Source organism: Acidobacteriota bacterium (assembly GCA_030774055.1).
Taxonomy (GTDB): domain Bacteria; phylum Acidobacteriota; class Terriglobia; order Terriglobales; family Acidobacteriaceae; genus JACPNR01.
The window spans coordinates 1-17,088 of sequence record JALYLW010000042.1; the positions used below are offsets into that span (position 1 = coordinate 1).

Sequence of the window (17,088 nt, forward strand, 5' to 3'; positions counted from 1 at the left end):
GCTATGAAGGATAGAAAAAAGCGCCGGCGGGTCGCCGGCGCCGCCCCTGCATATTCTCGCTACCGTGGCGGCATGGCGCCGGGATTGTTACGCGCGTTCATCAGCTCGATGAAGCGGTGGTCCTTGATCAGCTTGGCAAATTCCGGTTCGCTGTAGACCTTATCCACGCCGATGTAGCCCTCATCGAGGGCGCGGCGCAGGTAGACCAAGGACTCCTCCGTTTTGCCGTGGGCGGCAAGCAGCTTGGCGAGCACGTAGGAGTACAGGCCCTTTTCTTGCGGCATGCGTGCCATGATGCCGCCGGGAGATTCGCGCGAGAAGATGTCGGGATCGATGGTGAGCGCGCGGCTGTATTCGATGGAGGCGTTGTCATACTTCTTCGAGGCGAAGAACGCGCGGCCCAGGTTACTGTGGAAGGAAGCACTATCCGGACCGATCTCGATCGCCTTCTGGTATGTCTTGATCGCCTTGCCATACTGTTTGCGAAAGAAATACGCCACGCCGAGGTTGTTGATCGCCTCGGCATTGTGCTGGTTGCGCTTGATGGCATTGACGAAGTTCTTTCGCGACTCGTCGAAGCGCGAGAGCTGCAGCTCGCTGATGCCACACTTGTTGTAGAGCGCGCTGCGGTCTTGCTTGGGCGTCTTCTCGAGGGCGGCGCGGTAGTAATCGAGCGCGTCGGCAGGCGCTTTCATCAGGCGCAGCTCGTCGCCCTTCTTCTCGAGTTCGGCGGCGCTGGCGTCCCACGGCGGCGGCGGCGCCATGCGCCAGTTCTCCACCGACAAGCTGGTGCTGCTCTTCTTCCGCGGAGAATCGTCCGCGCGTTGCGCGACGTACTTGGTCTCACCCGCGTCGGTGATGCGCGGCGCGCTAGCGAAGGCGGCGATGGCAGAGAGAGAGAGCAGGGCCGGAACGAGCAGAAAATGTCTCACGGTAACGACCTCCCTGGGACGTTTATTCGAGGACTCCGTCCCGCTCTTGCGGGTCTGCGCCCTCGCGTCCGGCGACGAGCGGGACAGCTCGCGCCGTCCGCTCACCCGGCCTTTACGTACCAGGGCCGGACCCGCAGGTACTTACGCGCATAGTCTACCGCGGAGGGGCGGTCGCCGGCGCAGGAGTTGGTGTGGGAGTGGGAGACGGCGTTGCCGCCGGCTTCTTGTCGCCCCCACCGAACGCCCCAAAGATCTTGCCGAAGAACCCTTTTTTCTTCTTGCTGGGATCTTCGGCCGCGGGCTGCGCTTGCCCCTCTGCCGATGTCTGCTGCTGGCCGTTGGACACCGGCGGCGGGGTCGCAGGTTCCGTCTTTCCCAGGCCGAACATCTTCTGGAAGAGGCTGCGGTCGTCGCTGGCGACATGGTCGCAGGTATCGTGCGGCTCGGTGCCGGCGATGAAGGCGGCGTAGAAATCGTCTGGACAGGTGGGCGTTGCCAGGCGTCCGGTGAGCTTGTCGATCTGCGCCGTCACCACGCCCGAGGGCGCGGGGAAGCCGCGGACGTTGCGATACTGAGGCGTCGCGACCGCCTTCTTCATGAATGCTGCCCAGATGGGTGCGGCAGTGTTCGCGCCGGAGAGTCGCAGGTCGGAGTAATCGTCGTAGCCGACCCACACCACGCACAGCAGGTTCGAGGTGTAGCCGGCGAACCATGCGTCGTGCGACGTCCCCGTCTTGCCGGCCGCGGGCGCGGAGAATCCCATGCCACGGACGCCGGCGGCGGTGCCGGAGTTGATGACCGCCTCCATCATGTTGGTGAGCACGTAGGCGACGCGCGGGTCGAGCACCGGCTTCTTCTCGCTTTGGAAGTCTTCGATCACGTCGCCCTGCGCGTTGCGCACCGAAGCGACCATGAGCGGGCTGACGCGCGTGCCGCCGTTGGCGAACACGGTGTAGGCGCCGGCCATGTCGAGCGGCGTGGCGTCATAGGAACCGAGCGCGACCGCGGGCGTGCCCTGCGCGCTCTTGATGCCGGAATCGCGCGCGAGCGCCGCCACATTGCCGTAGCCGGCCATCTCGGCCACGCGCACGGTGGCGTTGTTCAGCGACATGGCGAGCGCATATCGCGCGGTCACCATGCCGTGATACTCCTCCTTGTAATTGCGCGGTTCGTAGATCTGGTCGCCGTAGGTAAAGGTTCCGGGTGAATCGTCGACCAGCGTGGCGGGAGTGAACACGGGCGCGCCGGGAGCGGCGCGAGCGCCGGAGAGCGCGCTGTTGACCGCGGCAGCGTAGACGAACGGCTTGAAGACGGAGCCGGTGGGACGCTTCGCCACCGCGTGATTCAACTGGCTCCAGCCGTAGTTGCGTCCGCCGACCAGCGCCAGCACCTCGCCAGTGTGCGGGTCCATGGCGATGAGCGCGACCTGCGGCGTAGGCCCGGGCACGACCTTGGTCTCGAACTTCGCGTTCTTTCCTTTGCCGTCGCCGACCTTCACGCGCCGCGTGCGCAGCTTTCTTGCCTGCTCATCGATGCTCTTGATGCCGCCCTCCACCGCCTCTGCCGCCGCTTTCTGCAGCTCGGGGTCGAGGGTGGTGTAGATGCGGTAGGACTGCTCGTTCAGCTCATGCTCGTTGTACTTCTGCAGCAGCAGTTCCTTCACCAAGTCGACGAAATACGGCGCGTCGCTGGCCTCCACGTTGGGCGCAGCCAGCTTGAGCGGCGTGGCCTTGGCGCGCTCGCCTTCTTCCTGGGTGAGCGCTTGCGTCTCGACCATGCCTTCGATCACGAGGTTGCGACGCTCGAGCGCACGCTCCGGGTTCTTATAAGGATTGAGGTAGTTGGGCCGCTGGATGATGGCGGCGAGCAACGCGGATTCCGGGACGCTGAGGTTCTTAACGTCTTTGCCGAAGTAGGCCTGCGCGGCCTCACCGAATCCGTTGATGGTGAAAGAACCGCGTTGGCCCATGTAGACGGAGTTGGCGTAGAGCTCGAAGATCTGCTGCTTGGAGAAGCGCTGCTCGAGCTCGAAGGCGATGAGCATCTCAGTGAGCTTGCGCTTGACGGTTTTCTCCGGCGTGAGGAAAAAGCCGCGGGCGATCTGCATGGTGACGGTCGATGCGCCCTGGCCCTTCTGTCCCTGACGAAAGTCGATCCAGGCAGCCTCGGCGAGGCGGAAGAAGTTGATGCCGGAGTGCTCGAAGAAGCGGCGGTCCTCGATGGCGAGGACGGCGTCGACCATGTGCTTGGGAATATCGGGAAAGCTGATGAGGCGGCGCTTGGAGCGCTGCTCGCCCTCGAATAACGCCGTGACCAGTTGCGGCTCGAGCTCGTAGGCGGCCAGCTCCTGCTGATTGCCGGTGGCAACGATCTTCTCGACTTTGCTTCCGGAGAAGCGCAGCACCGCGCCCTCGGGCGAGTGATACGACTCGGGGCCAGGGTCGATCTCCAGGCCTCCGCGCACGTGCTTATAGGTGCCGAGCTTCGATTCGCCCTCGCCCTGCTCGCTGTATCCGGCGCGGCGCAGGTAGCTGACGATCTCGTTCTGCGAGTACCCATCGCCCTCGCGGACGACGCGCGGGTTGGCGTAGATCTTAGAAGCGTTATTGAAGATGCGGCCGCGCATGCGCGCGTCGATCACCTTCTCGTACTTGATGTAGTAATACGAGAAGATGGCGAGGAACACGGCGCAGACAACGATGAAAGATGCGATGAGCGTCTTCGCCAGACGCGTAGAAAGACGTGCCTGCCATTTCTGCAGGCGGGAACGGGAGCTGGAACGCGGGGATCTTTGCTTAGTCACTGCCACGGGATGGTCGGATATAGACGGAGAAACCTCTAGTACTCAGACGTGCGAGCAAGCGCTTCGGTATCCCTGAGGTTCTCCCGCGGGCGCCAGAGCCCACGCGTCGCGCACTACCTATTCTACTAGATAGCCTTGTTCTTGGTGCCGGCGTGGAACTTGAGGTCGAGAGGATAGAGGGGCAGGTCGACGTGGACGCTGTAATCCACGTTCACGGTCACGTCGTTGCCGACCTTCTGCACCTTGATCATCTCGGGAGTGATGGGAATATCGTTCTCGCGCGCCTTCTTCATCAGGGCATTGCGGATGTCGTCTTCGCCACGCATGTTGTAGCCGGCGTTGCGCGCTTCCGACTCGATGGCATCCTGGAACTGGATCTGATTGTAGTACGGCGGCATCAGCTTGAAGGCGACGTAGAAGGCCGCGACCACGACGAATATCCCTATCAGCGACTTGATCTGCTTCATTGCGCCGCTCCTGGAACCTGCCGGGCGGTTGACGCGCGCGGCGGCAAAAGCTTGGCAAATTCCCTGGTTATGTCGCCGATGGTAGCATCGAGGCTCGTACGTGTCGAGCGCTGGACGAGCTCCACCTTCCCCTCGGCCACCTTCTTCCCCACATTGACGCGGAAGGGGATACCGACCAGGTCGGCATCCTTGAACTTCACGCCCGGGCGCTCGTCGCGGTCATCGAACAACACGTCGTAACCCGCCTGCTCGAGCGCTTCCGCGACCTGCTTGCCGGCGGCGAGCAGCTTTTCGTCGGCCGCGTTGGTCACCGTGATGACCACGTCAAAGGGCGCGATCGAGGGTGGCAGCCAGAAGCCATCCGCGTCGTTCGATTGCTCGACGGCCGAGGTGAGGATGCGCTCGATGCCGATGCCGTAGCTGCCCATGATGGGCGTGACTTCTTTGCCGTCTTTGTCGAGCACGCGCGCGCCCATCGCTTCGGAATACTTGTAGCCAAGCTTGAAGATGTGTCCGATCTCGACCGCTTTCGCGACCTTGAGCGGGGCGCCGCACTTCGGGCACCCCTCGCCTTCGGTCACGTTGCGCAGGTCTATCCACTTGCTGACCGCGAAGTCGCGGCCCGGAGTGACGTTGCGCAGGTGGTAATCCTCTTTGTTGGCGCCGGCGATCAGGTTCTTGCGGCCTTGCAGCGCGCTGTCACCGAGGATGACCGGCAGGTCGGCGAGCATCATGCTCATCGTCGCCGAGCCCATGCCCTCCTGGAAGCCGGCCAGGCCGACCGGGCCGAGGTATCCCGCGGGCCCACCAAAGAGCTTCAGGATCTCGTCTTCTTTCATCGCCCGGACTTCGGCGCCGCCCAGCTCGCCGGCGAGCTTGGCTTCGTTGAGCATGTGGTCGCCGCGCAAGAGCACGATCACGTTGCGGTCGCGGCGTTTGCCGGTCTTGGCATCGGTTCCGGTCGCGACCAGGGCGAGCGTCTTGATCTTGTTCCTGGGCGAGACGCCGAGGAACTTCGCCACGTCTTCGATGGTCTTCTGGCCGGGCGTGTGGGCGAGTTCAGGCTTGCCGTCGCCGGCCGGGGGATAGTCCTCGACCGGCTCGAGCTGCGAGGTGGCCTTCTCGAGGTTGGCGGCGTAATCGCCGTTGGGACACGAGACCACCATGTCTTCACCGGCATCGGTGAAGACCATGAACTCGTGCGACATCGAGCCGCCCATCGCGCCTGAGTCCGCCTCGACCACCACGTACTTCAGTCCGCAGCGGTCGAAGATGCGGCAGTAGGTGTCGTAGTGCTTCTGGTAGCTGAGGTCAAGGCCGGCAGCGTCGATATCAAAGGAGTATGCGTCCTTCATCATGAACTGCCGGACGCGCAGCAGGCCACTCTTGGGCCGCGGCTCATCGCGGAACTTGGTCTGGATCTGGTACCAGATCTGTGGCAATTGCTTGTAGCTGCGCAACTCTTTGCGCGCGATGTCCGTCATGACCTCTTCGTGCGTCATGCCGAGGCAGAGGTCGGCGCCCTTGCGGTCCTGGAGGCGGAACATGTTGTCGCCCATCACCGACCAGCGGCCGCTCGCTTCCCAGATCTCCCGCGGATGCAGCGCCGGCAGGTAGAACTCCTGGCCGATCTGGTCCATCTCATCGCGCACGATACCGATGATCTTGTTGGCGGCGCGGTTGCCGAGGAAGAGGAACGAGTAGAGGCCGGCGGCAAGCTGGCGGATATATCCCGCGCGGACGAGGAATTTGTGCGACGCGACGTCCGCATCGGCGGGAGCTTCGCGCAGCGTAGGGATGAACAGTTTGGACCAGAGATGCATAGGCTTTCCGTGCGACGGAGCGAATCCGTCATTCTAGCGGAAAGCCTCGATCCGTCGAAATCTCAGCCGCGCAGGCGTGTCCTGTGGCGGAACGACGCAACGGCGAGGACCACGGTGAGGAGCGCGGCCACGATGACCAAAGCGCTGCGCGGATACAGCAACGGCTGGTCGGCGAACATGCTCCACCATCCAGCTGCCCACAGGATGCCGATGAAGAGTCCGATCGCGGGGCCGGTCAGCTTGCTCAGTTCAGTCACGCTGCACCTCCGGTCAGAGAAGTTGGCCCAGTATAACCTTGCCGAGCTTCTGCGCCTCGGCGAAATGCTTTTGATACTCCAGGAACTGGCGGTTCAGCTCGAGCGAGCGGTCGGGCGAGAGGCGCGCGCGCAGGATCATGTCGCGCATGTGGACGGGGTTGGGCAGCACAGCTTCTTCGTTTAACTCTTCTAATGCGGTCTTGGGATCGTAGTGATACATGGTGATCTTTCAGGTGATGTCGGTTTCGTTGAGCTCCGCCATCTTCATCAGATGTCGCAGCAAACCAAGTAATGGATGGAGGCGATAACCGCGAAGACGCGAAAAGGCTCAGCGCGGACGCGCTTGCGATAGACTCCCACGCATGCCCGACGCTTGGATAATGCGATGACCGCCGGAACGGCCTTCATCGAGGTGTGGGGCGCGGTCCTGCTCGCTCTGCTGCTGCTCGTCGCCTTCGTCATTACCGTAAAGAGGCTGCAACAACGACGCCGTGCGCGCGCCGCGGCCGCGCTGGGCCTGGCGGGCGTCCCGCGTGCCAAACCCTTCACCGATGACGAGGCCGCAGGCAGCGCGCTGCTGCACCTGTTCAACATGCGTGCGCAACCCGGGGGTGCGCAGCCGGGCGTGCTGCGCGGCACGCTCGGCGGCGTGGAGACCGCCATTTTCGATTACGACTTTACGCTGAAGTCGGGTTTCCATACCTCCACCGAGACGGCACACCAGACGGTGGCCGCACTGCGCTCCGCGCCCCCGGAGGCGGAGTTCCTGCTGACGGCGCGCCGCAAGCGCGACTGGGCCACGCCCGAACCGGGGAAGGCTTCCTTCGATTTTCATCCGGACTTCGCCCGCCGCTATCGCGTGGAGACGCGGCAGCCGGAAGCCCTGCGCCGGCTCCTCACGGGCGAGAAGCTGGTGTTCCTGGCGCGCCTGGCGGAAAAAGAATCCTGGACCATCTGGTGCGCGGACGGATGGTTCATCCTCTACCGGCAGGAGCGCATGGTCGCGAGCCGGAAGCTCGGGCGTTTCCTCGAAGACGCGCAAGCCATCGTCGCAACATTGCAGCCGCCGCCTGCGCCCGGCGCCTGAGGCGGCGCCGCACCGGTACGTCTATTTCTCCAGCTGCTTGAGGATCTGCTTGCCCAGCTTCTGCGCCTCGCCAAAATGCTTTTGATACTCGAGGAACTGGCGGTTCAGTTCGAGCGAGCGGTCAGGCGAAAGACGCGCGCGCAGGATCATGTCGCGCATATGGACAGGGTTGGGCAGATGCGCTTCTTCGTTCAGCTCTTCTAATGCCGTCTTAGGATCGTAGTGATACATGGCAATTGCAGATTGTAGATTGCAGGATCGGCCGAAAACCGTTGGCATTCTGCAATCTGCGATCATCAATCTGCAATCAGGAAAGGCATCCCTCGATCGCTTCGCGGAGGTTGGACATCAACTCGTCCATCGTCTCACCCTGGCTAGCACAGCCGGGAAGAGCCGGCACTTCCGCCCAGAAGCCGCCCTCTTCCGCTTCGTGAACCACCACTTTCATCTTCATAGGGCTATTGTCGCACCGTTCGCGCCGCCCGGATTCTGCAATCTGCAATCACGAGTTCGCAATTAAACGACCTGCAATCACACCAGCTCCGTTCCCCACAAATCGTGCAGGTGCACGATGCCCTGGAGATCGCCCTTCGCGTCGACCACGCACAGCGACGTGATCTTCTTTTCTTCCATGATGCTCAGTGCGGAGGCAGCGAAGGCGTCGGCGGTGATGGTCTTCGGGTCTTTCGTCATGCAGGCGGCGGCGGTGAGATCGAGCACGTCTTTGCCTTTGGTTTGCAGCAACCGCCGCAGGTCGCCATCAGAGATGATGCCCAGCAGTTTCTTGCCTTCGACCACGGCGGCCACGCCCAGCTTCTTGCGTGACATCTCGTAGATCACGTCGGGCATTTTCGTTTTCGGAGTCACGCGCGGCAGGTCGTCCCCGGAGTGCATCAGCTGCTCGACGCGCGCCAGCCGCTTGCCCAGCTTTCCGCCGGGATGCAGCTCGGCGAAATCTTCCTCTTTGAAGCCCTTCTTTTCGGCCAGCGCGACGGCGAGTGCGTCGCCGAGCGCGAGCATCGCCGTGGTGGAGGCGGTGGGCGCGAGTCCGAGCGAGCAGGCCTCGCGCGAGATGGAGCAGTCGAGTGCGACGTCGGCGGCGGCGGCGAGCGTGGAACGCTTTCCCGCGCCGTTGTAAACGTCGTCGCCGGTCACCGAGATCAGCTTGGTCTCCGCGCCCAGGCGCTTGATGGTAGGCAGCAGCGCGAGGATCTCTTCCGTCTCGCCGCTCGAAGACAGCGCGAGCACCACGTCGCCCTTGACCAGCATGCCGAGGTCGCCGTGCACCGCTTCGGCGGGATGGAGGAAGAGTGCGGGCGTCCCGGTAGAGCTGAGCGTGGCGGCGATCTTGCGTCCGATGATGCCGCTCTTGCCCATGCCGGTCACGACCACGCGTCCGGCGCAGGCGGCGAGCAGCGCGACGGCGCGCTCGAAGTCCTTCGACATCGGCCCGCCGATGCGGTCGGCGAGCGCGCGCAGCGCTTCAGCCTCGATGCGGACCACGTTCTCGCCGGTGTGCTTCATCTTCTGTAAACCACGGGATACGCGATGGTAACAAAACCGGAATGAAAACCGCAGAGGACGCCGAGGACGCAGAGGAAATACGCAGGAAAACCGGGGCCGAAAACCTGCCACGGAGGCACGGAGACACGGAGGACAGAGAAAGAAAGGACAGGAAAGAGAAGGGCAGCTACTCCGCGACCGCCTTGTGGACGGCTATCAGCTCCTGCAGTGTGCCGCGCAGCTTCTTCAGGTCGAGGGCGTTGGCGCCGTCGGACTTGGCGTGCTTGGGGTCGTCGTGGACCTCCATGAAGACACCGTCCACGCCGGCGGCAACGGCGGCGCGCGCGAGCACAGGGACGAACTCGGGCTGTCCGCCAGAGACGGCGGCCTCTTTTCCGTGTTCCTTGGAGGCCGAGGGCAACTGGACGGAGTGGGTCGCGTCGAAGACCACGGACGCGAACTCGCGCATGATGGCGAGCGAGCGCATGTCCACGACCAGGTTGTTGTAACCGAAGCTGGAGCCGCGCTCGGTGACGAACACCTTGTCGTTTCCCGAGTCGCGGACCTTCTCAACGGCGTAGCGCATGTCCCAGGGCGAGACGAACTGCCCCTTCTTGATGTTGACGGCCCGACCCGATTTGGCAGCAGCGACTAAAAGATCGGTTTGGCGGCAGAGCATGGCCGGGATCTGCAGCACGTCGGCGACCTCGGCCACGCGCGGCACGTCCACCGCCTCGTGGACGTCGGTGAGCACCGGCATGTGGTAGGCGAGCAGCTTGACCTTGGCCAGCACTCGCAGCCCGGCCTCCATGCCGATGCCGCGGAAACTCTTCAGCGAGGTGCGGTTCGCCTTGTCGTAGCTGGCCTTGAAGATGTACGGCAGGTGCAGCGCCTTGGCGACGCCGGCTATGCACTCCGCCATATTGAGCGCATGCTTCTCGCTCTCGATCACGCACGGGCCGCCGATGAAGAAGAGGTCTCCACCGCCGATCTCGACCTTGCCGACTTTGAAGGTGTGCGCCATGAAGTTCAAATAAAGACAGGAGGAGAGGAGGAAGGGAGGATTATTTCAGAAACAACAACCTCCCATCCTCCCCTCCTCCTGTTTGGGTTTATCGCCGCACTTTTTCCGGACGATGGAACATCTCGTGCTCGTTGCGATCGCGGGTCTGGCGCCGGCGCTGTCCGTCTTGGTACGCGGCCTTGATGAAGGTGGAGAACAGCGGCTGCGGTTCGAGCGGCTTCGATTTGAATTCAGGATGGAACTGGCAGCCGATGAAGTGGGGATGGTCGTCGAGCTCGATGATCTCGACGTAGGTGCCGTCGGGCGTTGTCCCCGAGATGCGCAGGCCGGCGCCGGTGAGCACAGCTTCATATTCGCGGTTGAATTCGTAGCGGTGGCGGTGGCGTTCGGAGATCTCCGTTTGACCGCCATAGATCTTCGAGGCGAGGGAACCAGGCGTCAGCTTGCAGATCCAGGCGCCGAGGCGCATGGTGCCGCCGAGCTCGTCGATGCCGCGCAGCTCGCGCAGTTTGTAGATGACACGGTGCGCGGTCGAGGGATCGAACTCGCTCGAGTTCGCGTCTTCCAGTCCGCAGACGTTGCGCGCGTATTCGATGCACGCCGTCTGCATGCCGAGGCAGATGCCGAAGTAGGGAACCTTTTTCTCGCGCGCGTAGCGGATAGCGTTGAGCATGCCCTCGATGCCGCGCTTCCCAAAGCCGCCAGGGACCAGGATGCCGTCGAAGCCTTCGAGTTGCGATTCGTAGGAGCGGTCGTCTTTGTCTTTGGTCTCGAGTCCCTCGGCTTCCACCCAAACCACGTTCAGCTTCAAGTTGTGCGCCAGCGCGCCGTGGACGAGCGCTTCCTTCAGCGACTTGTACGAGTCTTCGTACTCCACATATTTTCCGACGATGCCGATGTTGACCTCGTCCTTCGGGTTATAGATGTTGTGGACGAGCGCTTCCCATTTCCCCAGGTCGCGGTCCTTCGCCTGCATGTGGAGATACTTGAGCGCGAGCGTGTCCACATTCTCTTTGGCGAAGACGAGCGGCACCTCATAGATGGAAGCCACGTCTTTCGCGGTGATCACAGCATCGTCTTCCACGTTGCAGAAGAGCGCGATCTTGCCCTTGATGTCTTTGGAGAGGAAACGGTCGGTGCGGCAAAGCAAAATGTCGGGCTGGATGCCGATGCTCAGCAGTTCTTTCACGCTATGCTGCGTGGGCTTGGTCTTCAATTCCTGCGCCGCACTGATCCAAGGCACGAGCGTCACGTGGACGAAGAGCGTGTTCTCGCGGCCCAGCTCCTGGCGCATCTGCCGGATGGCTTCGATGAACGGCAGCGACTCGATGTCGCCGACGGTGCCACCGATCTCCACGATGGCGACGTCCACCTCCTGCGACACTTTCTTCATCGCCGCCTTGATCTCGTTGGTGACGTGCGGGATGACCTGCACCGTCTTGCCGAGATAGTCGCCGCGGCGTTCCTTGGCGATGATCTGCTCATAGATGCGTCCGGTGGTCCAGTTGTTATCGCGCGTGAGCTTGGCGTGGGTGAAGCGCTCGTAGTGTCCGAGGTCGAGGTCGGTCTCGGCGCCGTCGTCGGTCACGAAGACCTCGCCATGCTGGAACGGCGACATCGTCCCGGGATCCACGTTGAGATAGGGATCGAATTTCTGGAGGTTGACCTTGAGGCCGCGGCTCTCGAGCAGGCATCCGATGGACGCCGCCGCCAAGCCCTTGCCCAGAGAACTGACCACCCCGCCAGTTACGAAGATGTACTTAGCAGCCATCAGACGAGGCCTCGCCGCAGTTTAGATTTTGAGGGAGTTTCTCCCAGGCGGTGGCTGGAGGTTAATGCCTGGGTGTACCTAGGGTGCACGATTGATTATACAGGATTTTTGGGAGAGTGAGAGTGGCGGGCACTAGCCATTCTGCGTCGCGGATGCATCTAAACTGAGTACCTGCACAGCTCATGAGACGTCTCTTCCAAAGCGTGCTCCTGCTGCTGATGGCCTTGGCCATCGGCGTGCCGGCGCTCGTCCATTCACAGGACCGCGCCAGCAAGCGGCTCGTCCTCAAAGACGGCTCCTACCAGATGGCGACGAAGTGGGAGGTCAAGGGCGACCGCGTCCGCTACTACTCGGCCGAGCGCTCGATGTGGGAGGAACTGCCCAACGCGCTGGTGGATTGGCCGGCGACCAACAACTGGGAGAAGGACCATCCCAAGGGCGTGTCGCGGGAGGTGCTGCAGCTCTCGGCGGAGGAAGAGGCCGAGCGCAAGCTCGAGGCCGCCAAAACTCCCGAGGTCGCGCGCGGGCTGAAGCTGCCGTACGAAGGCGGCGTCTACCTGCTCGACCCGTTTGCCGGCGAACCTACGCTGGTCGAGATGGTGCAGGATGGTGGCGAGATCAACGCCGAGCGCGGCAAGAACATCCTGCGTGCGGCGCTCAATCCGTTCGCGTCGGTGAAGCAGACCATCGAGTTGAAGGGGACGCGCGCGCGGGTGCAGGCGCACAACGGTCAGCCGGCGTTCTTCCTCAACGTCGCCAGCGACGATGCCGATAGCACGAAGAAGACCGACCTCGACCAGAAGAACGACCGCTTCCGCATCGTCCGCGTGCAAGTGAAAGGTTCGGGGAACAGGGGTGCGAGTAATGGCACGCGCGTGGTCGGCAACTTGAAGATCGCGCTCACCGGCAAGATCACGCAGCAGGGAAGCTGGGTCGCGGTGCAGCAGGAGCCTGTCTCCGGTGGGTGGGTGAAGCTCACGCCCGCGGCACAGCTCGCGCCCGGCGAGTACGCCATCGTCGAGATGCTCAGCCCGAAAGAGATGAACCTCTACGTGTGGGATTTTGGCGTGGATCCGGATGCACCGCGCAACGACGCAGCCTGGCGTCCGGCCCCGCAGGAGCGCACCGATACCGGGACGACGAAGAGTCCGGCGCTGGAAAAGCGCAAGTAGGGTCTGCAGGCTGGCTACTTGACCATGCCCTGCTGGGCGACGGCGATGTTGTCGCGGGTGGAGTTCTTCACCATGTACATCATCTCGTCGGCCTGGCGGATGATCTCGTGCGCGCTCTTCGCGTCTTCCGGATACGTCGCCATCCCGATGGAGCAGCGCACGTTGATGTTCAGGTTCTCGTCGCCCAGGAAGGTGGAGTTGCGGAAGCCGTCGCGCAGGCGTTTGGCCACGACCAGGCCGGAATCTTTCCCCGTCTGCGGCAGCAGGATGACGAACTCATCGCCGCCGTAGCGGAAGGCGAAGTCGATGAGGCGCAATTGCGCCTTGATCTTGAACCCGATCTCGGCCAGCAGCTTGGAGCCGACGAGGTGGCCGTGCGTGTCGTTGACCTGCTTGAAGTGGTCAAGGTCGATGAAGACCACGGTGAACTGGTAGCCGAAGCGCGCCGAGCGGTAGACCTCGGCCTCGAGCGTCTTATAAAGATGGCGCGCGTTGTACAGGCCGGTGACGTCGTCGGTGATGGTGAGTTCCTGGATGCGCTCGACCGCGCGGGCATTGTCCACCGCGATGGCAGCGTAGTCGCAGAGCGCGTGCAGGAAGAACATCTCGTTGTCGGTGAAATTATTGATGTCGCAATTGATGAGCTGGATCACGCCCAGGGTGCGGTGCTTCGACTTGAGCGGGATACAGATGATGGAGCGCGTCTGCCACTTCGTCATCTCATCGATGCGCTTGGCAAAACGCGGATCGGTATAAACGTCGGGCACGATGAGCGACTCGCCATGCTTGGCCACCCATCCGGCGATGCCTTCCCCCACCTTCAGGCGCAGGTTCTTGAGGGTGTCGGCGGCGGGACCAACGGCGATGGCGAAGTAGAGCTCGTCCTTGTTCTCATCCACCATCAGGAGCGACCAGGTGTCTGGCCGAAAGTATTCGGAGATCTTCTCCATGATGGTCTGCAGCACCGAGTCGAGGTTCAGCGACGACGTGAGCGCCTTCGCCACATCGTGGAAGATGGTGAGTTCCTGAAGCTCGCGTCTGCGGTCAGTGCCGGCTGCTTCGGTCATGCCTAGGGTCCTGGGCGGTCGAGCGGGGACGCCAAGTGGCGCGTATTATATGCACGATTTGCTTATCCAGCAACCAAGCGCCCATCCGGGATGCGTTTTAGGCAACAACCCTTAGAGCGGCGGAAAGTCGTTGCGGATACGGCGCTTACGGCTGTTTTTCCTTTGACTCGCGCGCGCGAACGAACCTATGATGAGCGCGCTCCTGCGGAAAAACCCCCACCGCTCAAAAACTCTCTTTCAGGACACATCGCATCATGGGATCCTTCGGCCAGCGACTGCAGCGCGAGCGTGAGATGCGCGGCATCACCCTGGAAGAGATTGCTACTTCCACCAAGATCGGCACGCGCAGCTTGCGCGCGCTCGAAGAAGAAGACTTCGACCAGCTTCCCGGCGGCATCTTCAATAAAGGCTTTGTGCGCGCCTACGCCAAGTACCTGGGCATCGATGAAGAACAGGCGGTCGCCGATTATCTGACTGCTGCGGGCGAGGGCGAGCAGCCGTTGCCCAACGCCGCCGCGAATCCGCAGCCGGAACTCGCCACCGGGGGCGCGCCGTCGGATGGGGCGAACTGGATGGTGGTAGCGGTCGTCGTGCTGCTCATCGCCGGCGGTATTGCTGGATGGCGCTGGCACCAGAATAAGAAGCTGGCCGAAGAGGAAGCTGCGCAGGCGATGAACGCCACGCCCGCGGCGGTCTCCGCGCCCGCTGCTTCGGCTGCGTCGTCGGCGGCGACACAGCAGCCGAGGGCGGCTTCCGCGTCCTCCCCGGGCCCCACCGCCGCCGATGCGCTGATAGCCGACCCGAAGAAGGATGTTGCGCCGCCCACCAGCGCAGCGGCCGGGGGTGCGAATGGTGCCGCGACTGGTTCCGCGACTGGTTCCGCGACTGGTTCCGCAAGCAAGACGCCGGAGTTGAAGAAAGACGCCGTCATCGCTCCGGATGGATTCCAGCTCGAGATCCGCGCCAAGCAGGATGCCTGGATCTCTTATACTGCCGACGATAAGCCGGCGCGCGAGGTGCAGATGAAGGCCACCGACCAGGCCGTATCCATCCACGCGCAGAAGCGCGTGAAGCTGGTGCTGGGCAATGCGGGTGGCGTGGAGATCTCGCACAACGGCAAAACGCTGCCGCAGCTCGGCCCCGAGAACAAGCCGCGTGTCGTTGTGTTCACCGCGCAAGGTCTGCAAAGGTAGGGACGCATGGCGCGGATGCTCGACCTGATCAAGCAGTCGGCGGCGCCGGCGAACGTGATGCGTTCGGCGGCCAAGGGCGCGCTCGCGCTTCCCGCCAACGAGATGGTCGAGATCCTGGTGTTCCTCACCAATAGTCCCGTATTCGCCGAACCGGCGAAGATGACGCTGGCAGGCTGGGACGAAAAGGTTTCCATCGAGATCTGCTCCGACCCGGCGACGGCGTGGGAGGTGTTGCAGTATTTCTGCGCGCCTGAGAACCGGCGTCCCAAGCTGGTGCCGGCGCTGCTCGAGAACCCTTCCGTCCGCGAAGCCACGTTGCAGACGATGGCGCAGACGCCGCTGCGCGAGATCGTGGATATGATGCTGAAGTCGGCACGCGTGCGCGCCTCCAAAGACATTTTGCACGCGCTGGCCACCAATCATCATCTGAGCCGCGAAGAGTACGACGGGTTGAAAGCGGCGCTGGGAAATCTCGGCGAAGACACTGCTCAGTTCGAGGCTTACCAAGGTCTCGAGAGCGGCGAGAAGACGCAGTACGAGATCGACCACGCCGCCGAGATCGCAGCCGAGGAAGGCAAAGCCTTCGAACTGGTCGGCGGCACGCTGGAAGACGAAGCCGACATCGCCGCTGCCCCTGATGCGCACGATGCCGCCGCCGCAGCCGTCGCGGCCGCCGCCACCGCCGCTGCCACCGCCGCCGCCGCGGCGCAGACCGCGCTCGATGAGACGACCCTGAAGATGCGCGCGGCCGAAGCCAAGACCAAGGAACGCCAGTCCACGCTGCAAAAACTCGCCAAGATGAGCGTAGGCGAGCGCGTGCAGCAGGCGATGAAGGGCACGAAGGACGAGCGCTACATCCTGATCCGCGATGGGTCGAAGGTCGTCTCCGGCGCGGTGTTGCAGTCACCCAAAATATCCGACGCCGAGGCGGAGACCTTCGCGGGGATGAAGAACGTGCAGGAGAGCGTGCTGCGCGATATCGCGCGCAGCCGTAAATTCATGAAGAACTACGGCGTGGTCCGGTCACTGGCGAACAATCCGCGGACGCCCATCGACGTGGGCCTGCCCCTGCAGAATCATCTGCTGGTGAACGACCTGAAGGCGCTCTCGATGAACAAGAACATCGGCGACACGCTGCGCAAGTCCGCGCTCAAGAAATACAAAGAGAAGTCGGCGCCTCCCGGCGGCAAGAAGAGCGAATAACTACTTCTTCTTTTGCGGCTTCGGCGCAGCGGTGGCCGCCTGCGGCGCTCCCTTCGTCCAGACCTTCGCGTCGTCGAAAGCCTGCGGATCCTTCGCGTACTCGGCGAGGAAGGCGGTCGCCTGCTTGGGCGTTGCGTTGAGCAGGGGCGAGTTCTTGTCCGTCATCACGTGCGGCGGCAGCTTGCCGGAACGCGCGAGGTCGGCGGCCCAGCTCAGCTTCATTGGCTCCAGGCTCAGCTGACCCTTTGACATGCGTACCCGCCACAGTACGTTCACGGGCACGATATGGAGAGCGAATGCCGGATCGAGTTTGGGCGGGGTGTCCGCCACCGACTCAAGGAAGCGCTCGCCGCTCGCCTCGAACAGGAACGCACTGAACGTGCTCTCTACGCCGTTGTCGCCGCGAAAGGTTATCTCATAGCCCTGGTCCTTCTTGCCTTCGTACTGGTCGTGATGCTCCTGCGCGCGCGGTTTGAACGTCATCACGCAGTACTTCTGCTTGTTCTCATCGTTGTCAGAACAGTTTTTCATCGCCCAAGTGCCGAGGAGCGCGGGCTCATAGACGGCCGTGCCCGGCTCGTGCCAGGGCTGCAAGTTCGAAAGGAAGCAGCCGGAGAGTGCCAGCGCGAAGAACAGCGCGAGGGCACACCACACGGCGAGCCGCTTCAATCTTTGCATGGCGCGCAGAAGTATACGCCCGAACTTCGTTCCCCAGGGTCGTCGCAACCCGGCCGCCTCGCGGTTTCCGCTCGGCTCGGCTGCGTCGCCCCTCGCGCTGCGCTCGCG

Annotated in this window: 16 protein-coding genes and 1 pseudogene; 4 read left to right on the top strand and 13 right to left on the bottom strand. The window is 63.0% G+C overall.

The genetic code is table 11. The annotated features are described in order from the left end of the window. Nucleotides 1-59: 59 nt before the first annotated feature. The 6 genes from M3P27_03565 to M3P27_03590 all read right to left on the bottom strand — a co-directional run bounded on the left by M3P27_03565 (nt 60) and on the right by M3P27_03590 (nt 6,502). Nucleotides 60-932 (bottom strand): tetratricopeptide repeat protein, encoded by an 873-nt coding sequence (locus tag M3P27_03565; GenBank protein ID MDP9267386.1) that lies wholly within the window; start codon nt 930-932, stop codon nt 60-62. A 154-nt stretch (nt 933-1,086) separates the two neighbouring features. Further along, entirely contained in the window at nt 1,087-3,741 is a 2,655-nt protein-coding gene (locus M3P27_03570) for a PBP1A family penicillin-binding protein (GenBank protein MDP9267387.1), read from the bottom strand. Between the two features lie 119 nt (nt 3,742-3,860). Next, nucleotides 3,861-4,202 (bottom strand): DUF4845 domain-containing protein, encoded by a 342-nt coding sequence (locus tag M3P27_03575; protein MDP9267388.1) that lies wholly within the window; start codon nt 4,200-4,202, stop codon nt 3,861-3,863. Next, nucleotides 4,199-6,025: a proline--tRNA ligase gene (locus M3P27_03580; protein ID MDP9267389.1), complete on the bottom strand. Its 1,827-nt coding sequence runs from the start codon at nt 6,023-6,025 to the stop codon at nt 4,199-4,201. The genes M3P27_03575 and M3P27_03580 overlap by 4 nt, the downstream gene beginning before the upstream one ends. A gap of 62 nt (nt 6,026-6,087) precedes the next feature. Further along, the gene (locus tag M3P27_03585) at nt 6,088-6,282 is read right to left on the bottom strand and encodes a hypothetical protein (GenBank protein ID MDP9267390.1); all 195 of its coding nucleotides are present in this window, start codon (nt 6,280-6,282) and stop codon (nt 6,088-6,090) included. Between the two features lie 13 nt (nt 6,283-6,295). Next, entirely contained in the window at nt 6,296-6,502 is a 207-nt protein-coding gene (locus tag M3P27_03590) for a hypothetical protein (GenBank protein MDP9267391.1), read from the bottom strand. A 165-nt stretch (nt 6,503-6,667) separates the two neighbouring features. Here M3P27_03590 and M3P27_03595 point away from each other — a divergent pair, with 165 nt between their 5' ends. Then, nucleotides 6,668-7,369, top strand: a complete 702-nt coding sequence (locus tag M3P27_03595; protein ID MDP9267392.1) for a hypothetical protein — start codon at nt 6,668-6,670, stop codon at nt 7,367-7,369. A gap of 21 nt (nt 7,370-7,390) precedes the next feature. On the opposite strand, the gene M3P27_03600 is transcribed toward M3P27_03595, so the two are convergent. The 5 genes and pseudogenes from M3P27_03600 to M3P27_03620 all read right to left on the bottom strand — a co-directional run bounded on the left by M3P27_03600 (nt 7,391) and on the right by M3P27_03620 (nt 11,667). Beyond that, complete coding sequence (locus M3P27_03600; protein ID MDP9267393.1) at nt 7,391-7,600, bottom strand: hypothetical protein; 210 nt, start codon at nt 7,598-7,600, stop codon at nt 7,391-7,393. Between the two features lie 79 nt (nt 7,601-7,679). Beyond that, nucleotides 7,680-7,823, bottom strand: a pseudogene (locus tag M3P27_03605) (type II toxin-antitoxin system HicB family antitoxin). A 77-nt stretch (nt 7,824-7,900) separates the two neighbouring features. After that, on the bottom strand, nt 7,901-8,893 hold the full coding sequence (locus M3P27_03610) for a KpsF/GutQ family sugar-phosphate isomerase (protein ID MDP9267394.1): 993 nt from the start codon (nt 8,891-8,893) through the stop codon (nt 7,901-7,903). 166 nt (nt 8,894-9,059) lie between these two features. Continuing rightward, nucleotides 9,060-9,896: a 3-deoxy-8-phosphooctulonate synthase gene (kdsA, locus tag M3P27_03615; GenBank protein MDP9267395.1), complete on the bottom strand. Its 837-nt coding sequence runs from the start codon at nt 9,894-9,896 to the stop codon at nt 9,060-9,062. 88 nt (nt 9,897-9,984) lie between these two features. Next, the gene (locus M3P27_03620; protein MDP9267396.1) at nt 9,985-11,667 is read right to left on the bottom strand and encodes a CTP synthase; all 1,683 of its coding nucleotides are present in this window, start codon (nt 11,665-11,667) and stop codon (nt 9,985-9,987) included. A 182-nt stretch (nt 11,668-11,849) separates the two neighbouring features. Here M3P27_03620 and M3P27_03625 point away from each other — a divergent pair, with 182 nt between their 5' ends. Then, complete coding sequence (locus tag M3P27_03625) at nt 11,850-12,839, top strand: hypothetical protein (protein MDP9267397.1); 990 nt, start codon at nt 11,850-11,852, stop codon at nt 12,837-12,839. A gap of 14 nt (nt 12,840-12,853) precedes the next feature. On the opposite strand, the gene M3P27_03630 is transcribed toward M3P27_03625, so the two are convergent. Further along, nucleotides 12,854-13,906, bottom strand: a complete 1,053-nt coding sequence (locus M3P27_03630; protein ID MDP9267398.1) for a sensor domain-containing diguanylate cyclase — start codon at nt 13,904-13,906, stop codon at nt 12,854-12,856. Between the two features lie 254 nt (nt 13,907-14,160). Between M3P27_03630 and M3P27_03635 the strand changes: the two genes are divergently transcribed. Both M3P27_03635 and M3P27_03640 read left to right on the top strand, forming a co-directional pair. After that, nucleotides 14,161-15,099 (top strand): DUF4115 domain-containing protein, encoded by a 939-nt coding sequence (locus M3P27_03635; protein MDP9267399.1) that lies wholly within the window; start codon nt 14,161-14,163, stop codon nt 15,097-15,099. A gap of 6 nt (nt 15,100-15,105) precedes the next feature. Further along, the gene (locus tag M3P27_03640) at nt 15,106-16,302 is read left to right on the top strand and encodes a hypothetical protein (protein ID MDP9267400.1); all 1,197 of its coding nucleotides are present in this window, start codon (nt 15,106-15,108) and stop codon (nt 16,300-16,302) included. Here M3P27_03640 and M3P27_03645 read toward each other — a convergent pair. Further along, nucleotides 16,303-17,088 (bottom strand): hypothetical protein (locus M3P27_03645; protein ID MDP9267401.1); only part of this gene is annotated, 786 nt, incomplete at its 5' end.

Excerpts from the sequence above, each read along its gene's own strand:
- M3P27_03610 (MDP9267394.1), bottom strand. The coding sequence starts at position 8,893 with ATGAAGCACACCGGCGAGAACGTGGTCCGCATCGAGGCTGAAGCGCTG.
- M3P27_03580 (MDP9267389.1), bottom strand. The coding sequence starts at position 6,025 with ATGCATCTCTGGTCCAAACTGTTCATCCCTACGCTGCGCGAAGCTCCC.
- M3P27_03575 (MDP9267388.1), bottom strand. The coding sequence starts at position 4,202 with ATGAAGCAGATCAAGTCGCTGATAGGGATATTCGTCGTGGTCGCGGCC.
- M3P27_03640 (MDP9267400.1), top strand. The coding sequence starts at position 15,106 with ATGGCGCGGATGCTCGACCTGATCAAGCAGTCGGCGGCGCCGGCGAAC.
- kdsA (MDP9267395.1), bottom strand. The coding sequence starts at position 9,896 with ATGGCGCACACCTTCAAAGTCGGCAAGGTCGAGATCGGCGGTGGAGAC.
- M3P27_03630 (MDP9267398.1), bottom strand. The coding sequence starts at position 13,906 with ATGACCGAAGCAGCCGGCACTGACCGCAGACGCGAGCTTCAGGAACTC.
- M3P27_03635 (MDP9267399.1), top strand. The coding sequence starts at position 14,161 with ATGGGATCCTTCGGCCAGCGACTGCAGCGCGAGCGTGAGATGCGCGGC.
- M3P27_03625 (MDP9267397.1), top strand. The coding sequence starts at position 11,850 with ATGAGACGTCTCTTCCAAAGCGTGCTCCTGCTGCTGATGGCCTTGGCC.
- M3P27_03600 (MDP9267393.1), bottom strand. The coding sequence starts at position 7,600 with ATGTATCACTACGATCCTAAGACGGCATTAGAAGAGCTGAACGAAGAA.
- M3P27_03590 (MDP9267391.1), bottom strand. The coding sequence starts at position 6,502 with ATGTATCACTACGATCCCAAGACCGCATTAGAAGAGTTAAACGAAGAA.
- M3P27_03620 (MDP9267396.1), bottom strand. The coding sequence starts at position 11,667 with ATGGCTGCTAAGTACATCTTCGTAACTGGCGGGGTGGTCAGTTCTCTG.
- M3P27_03595 (MDP9267392.1), top strand. The coding sequence starts at position 6,668 with ATGACCGCCGGAACGGCCTTCATCGAGGTGTGGGGCGCGGTCCTGCTC.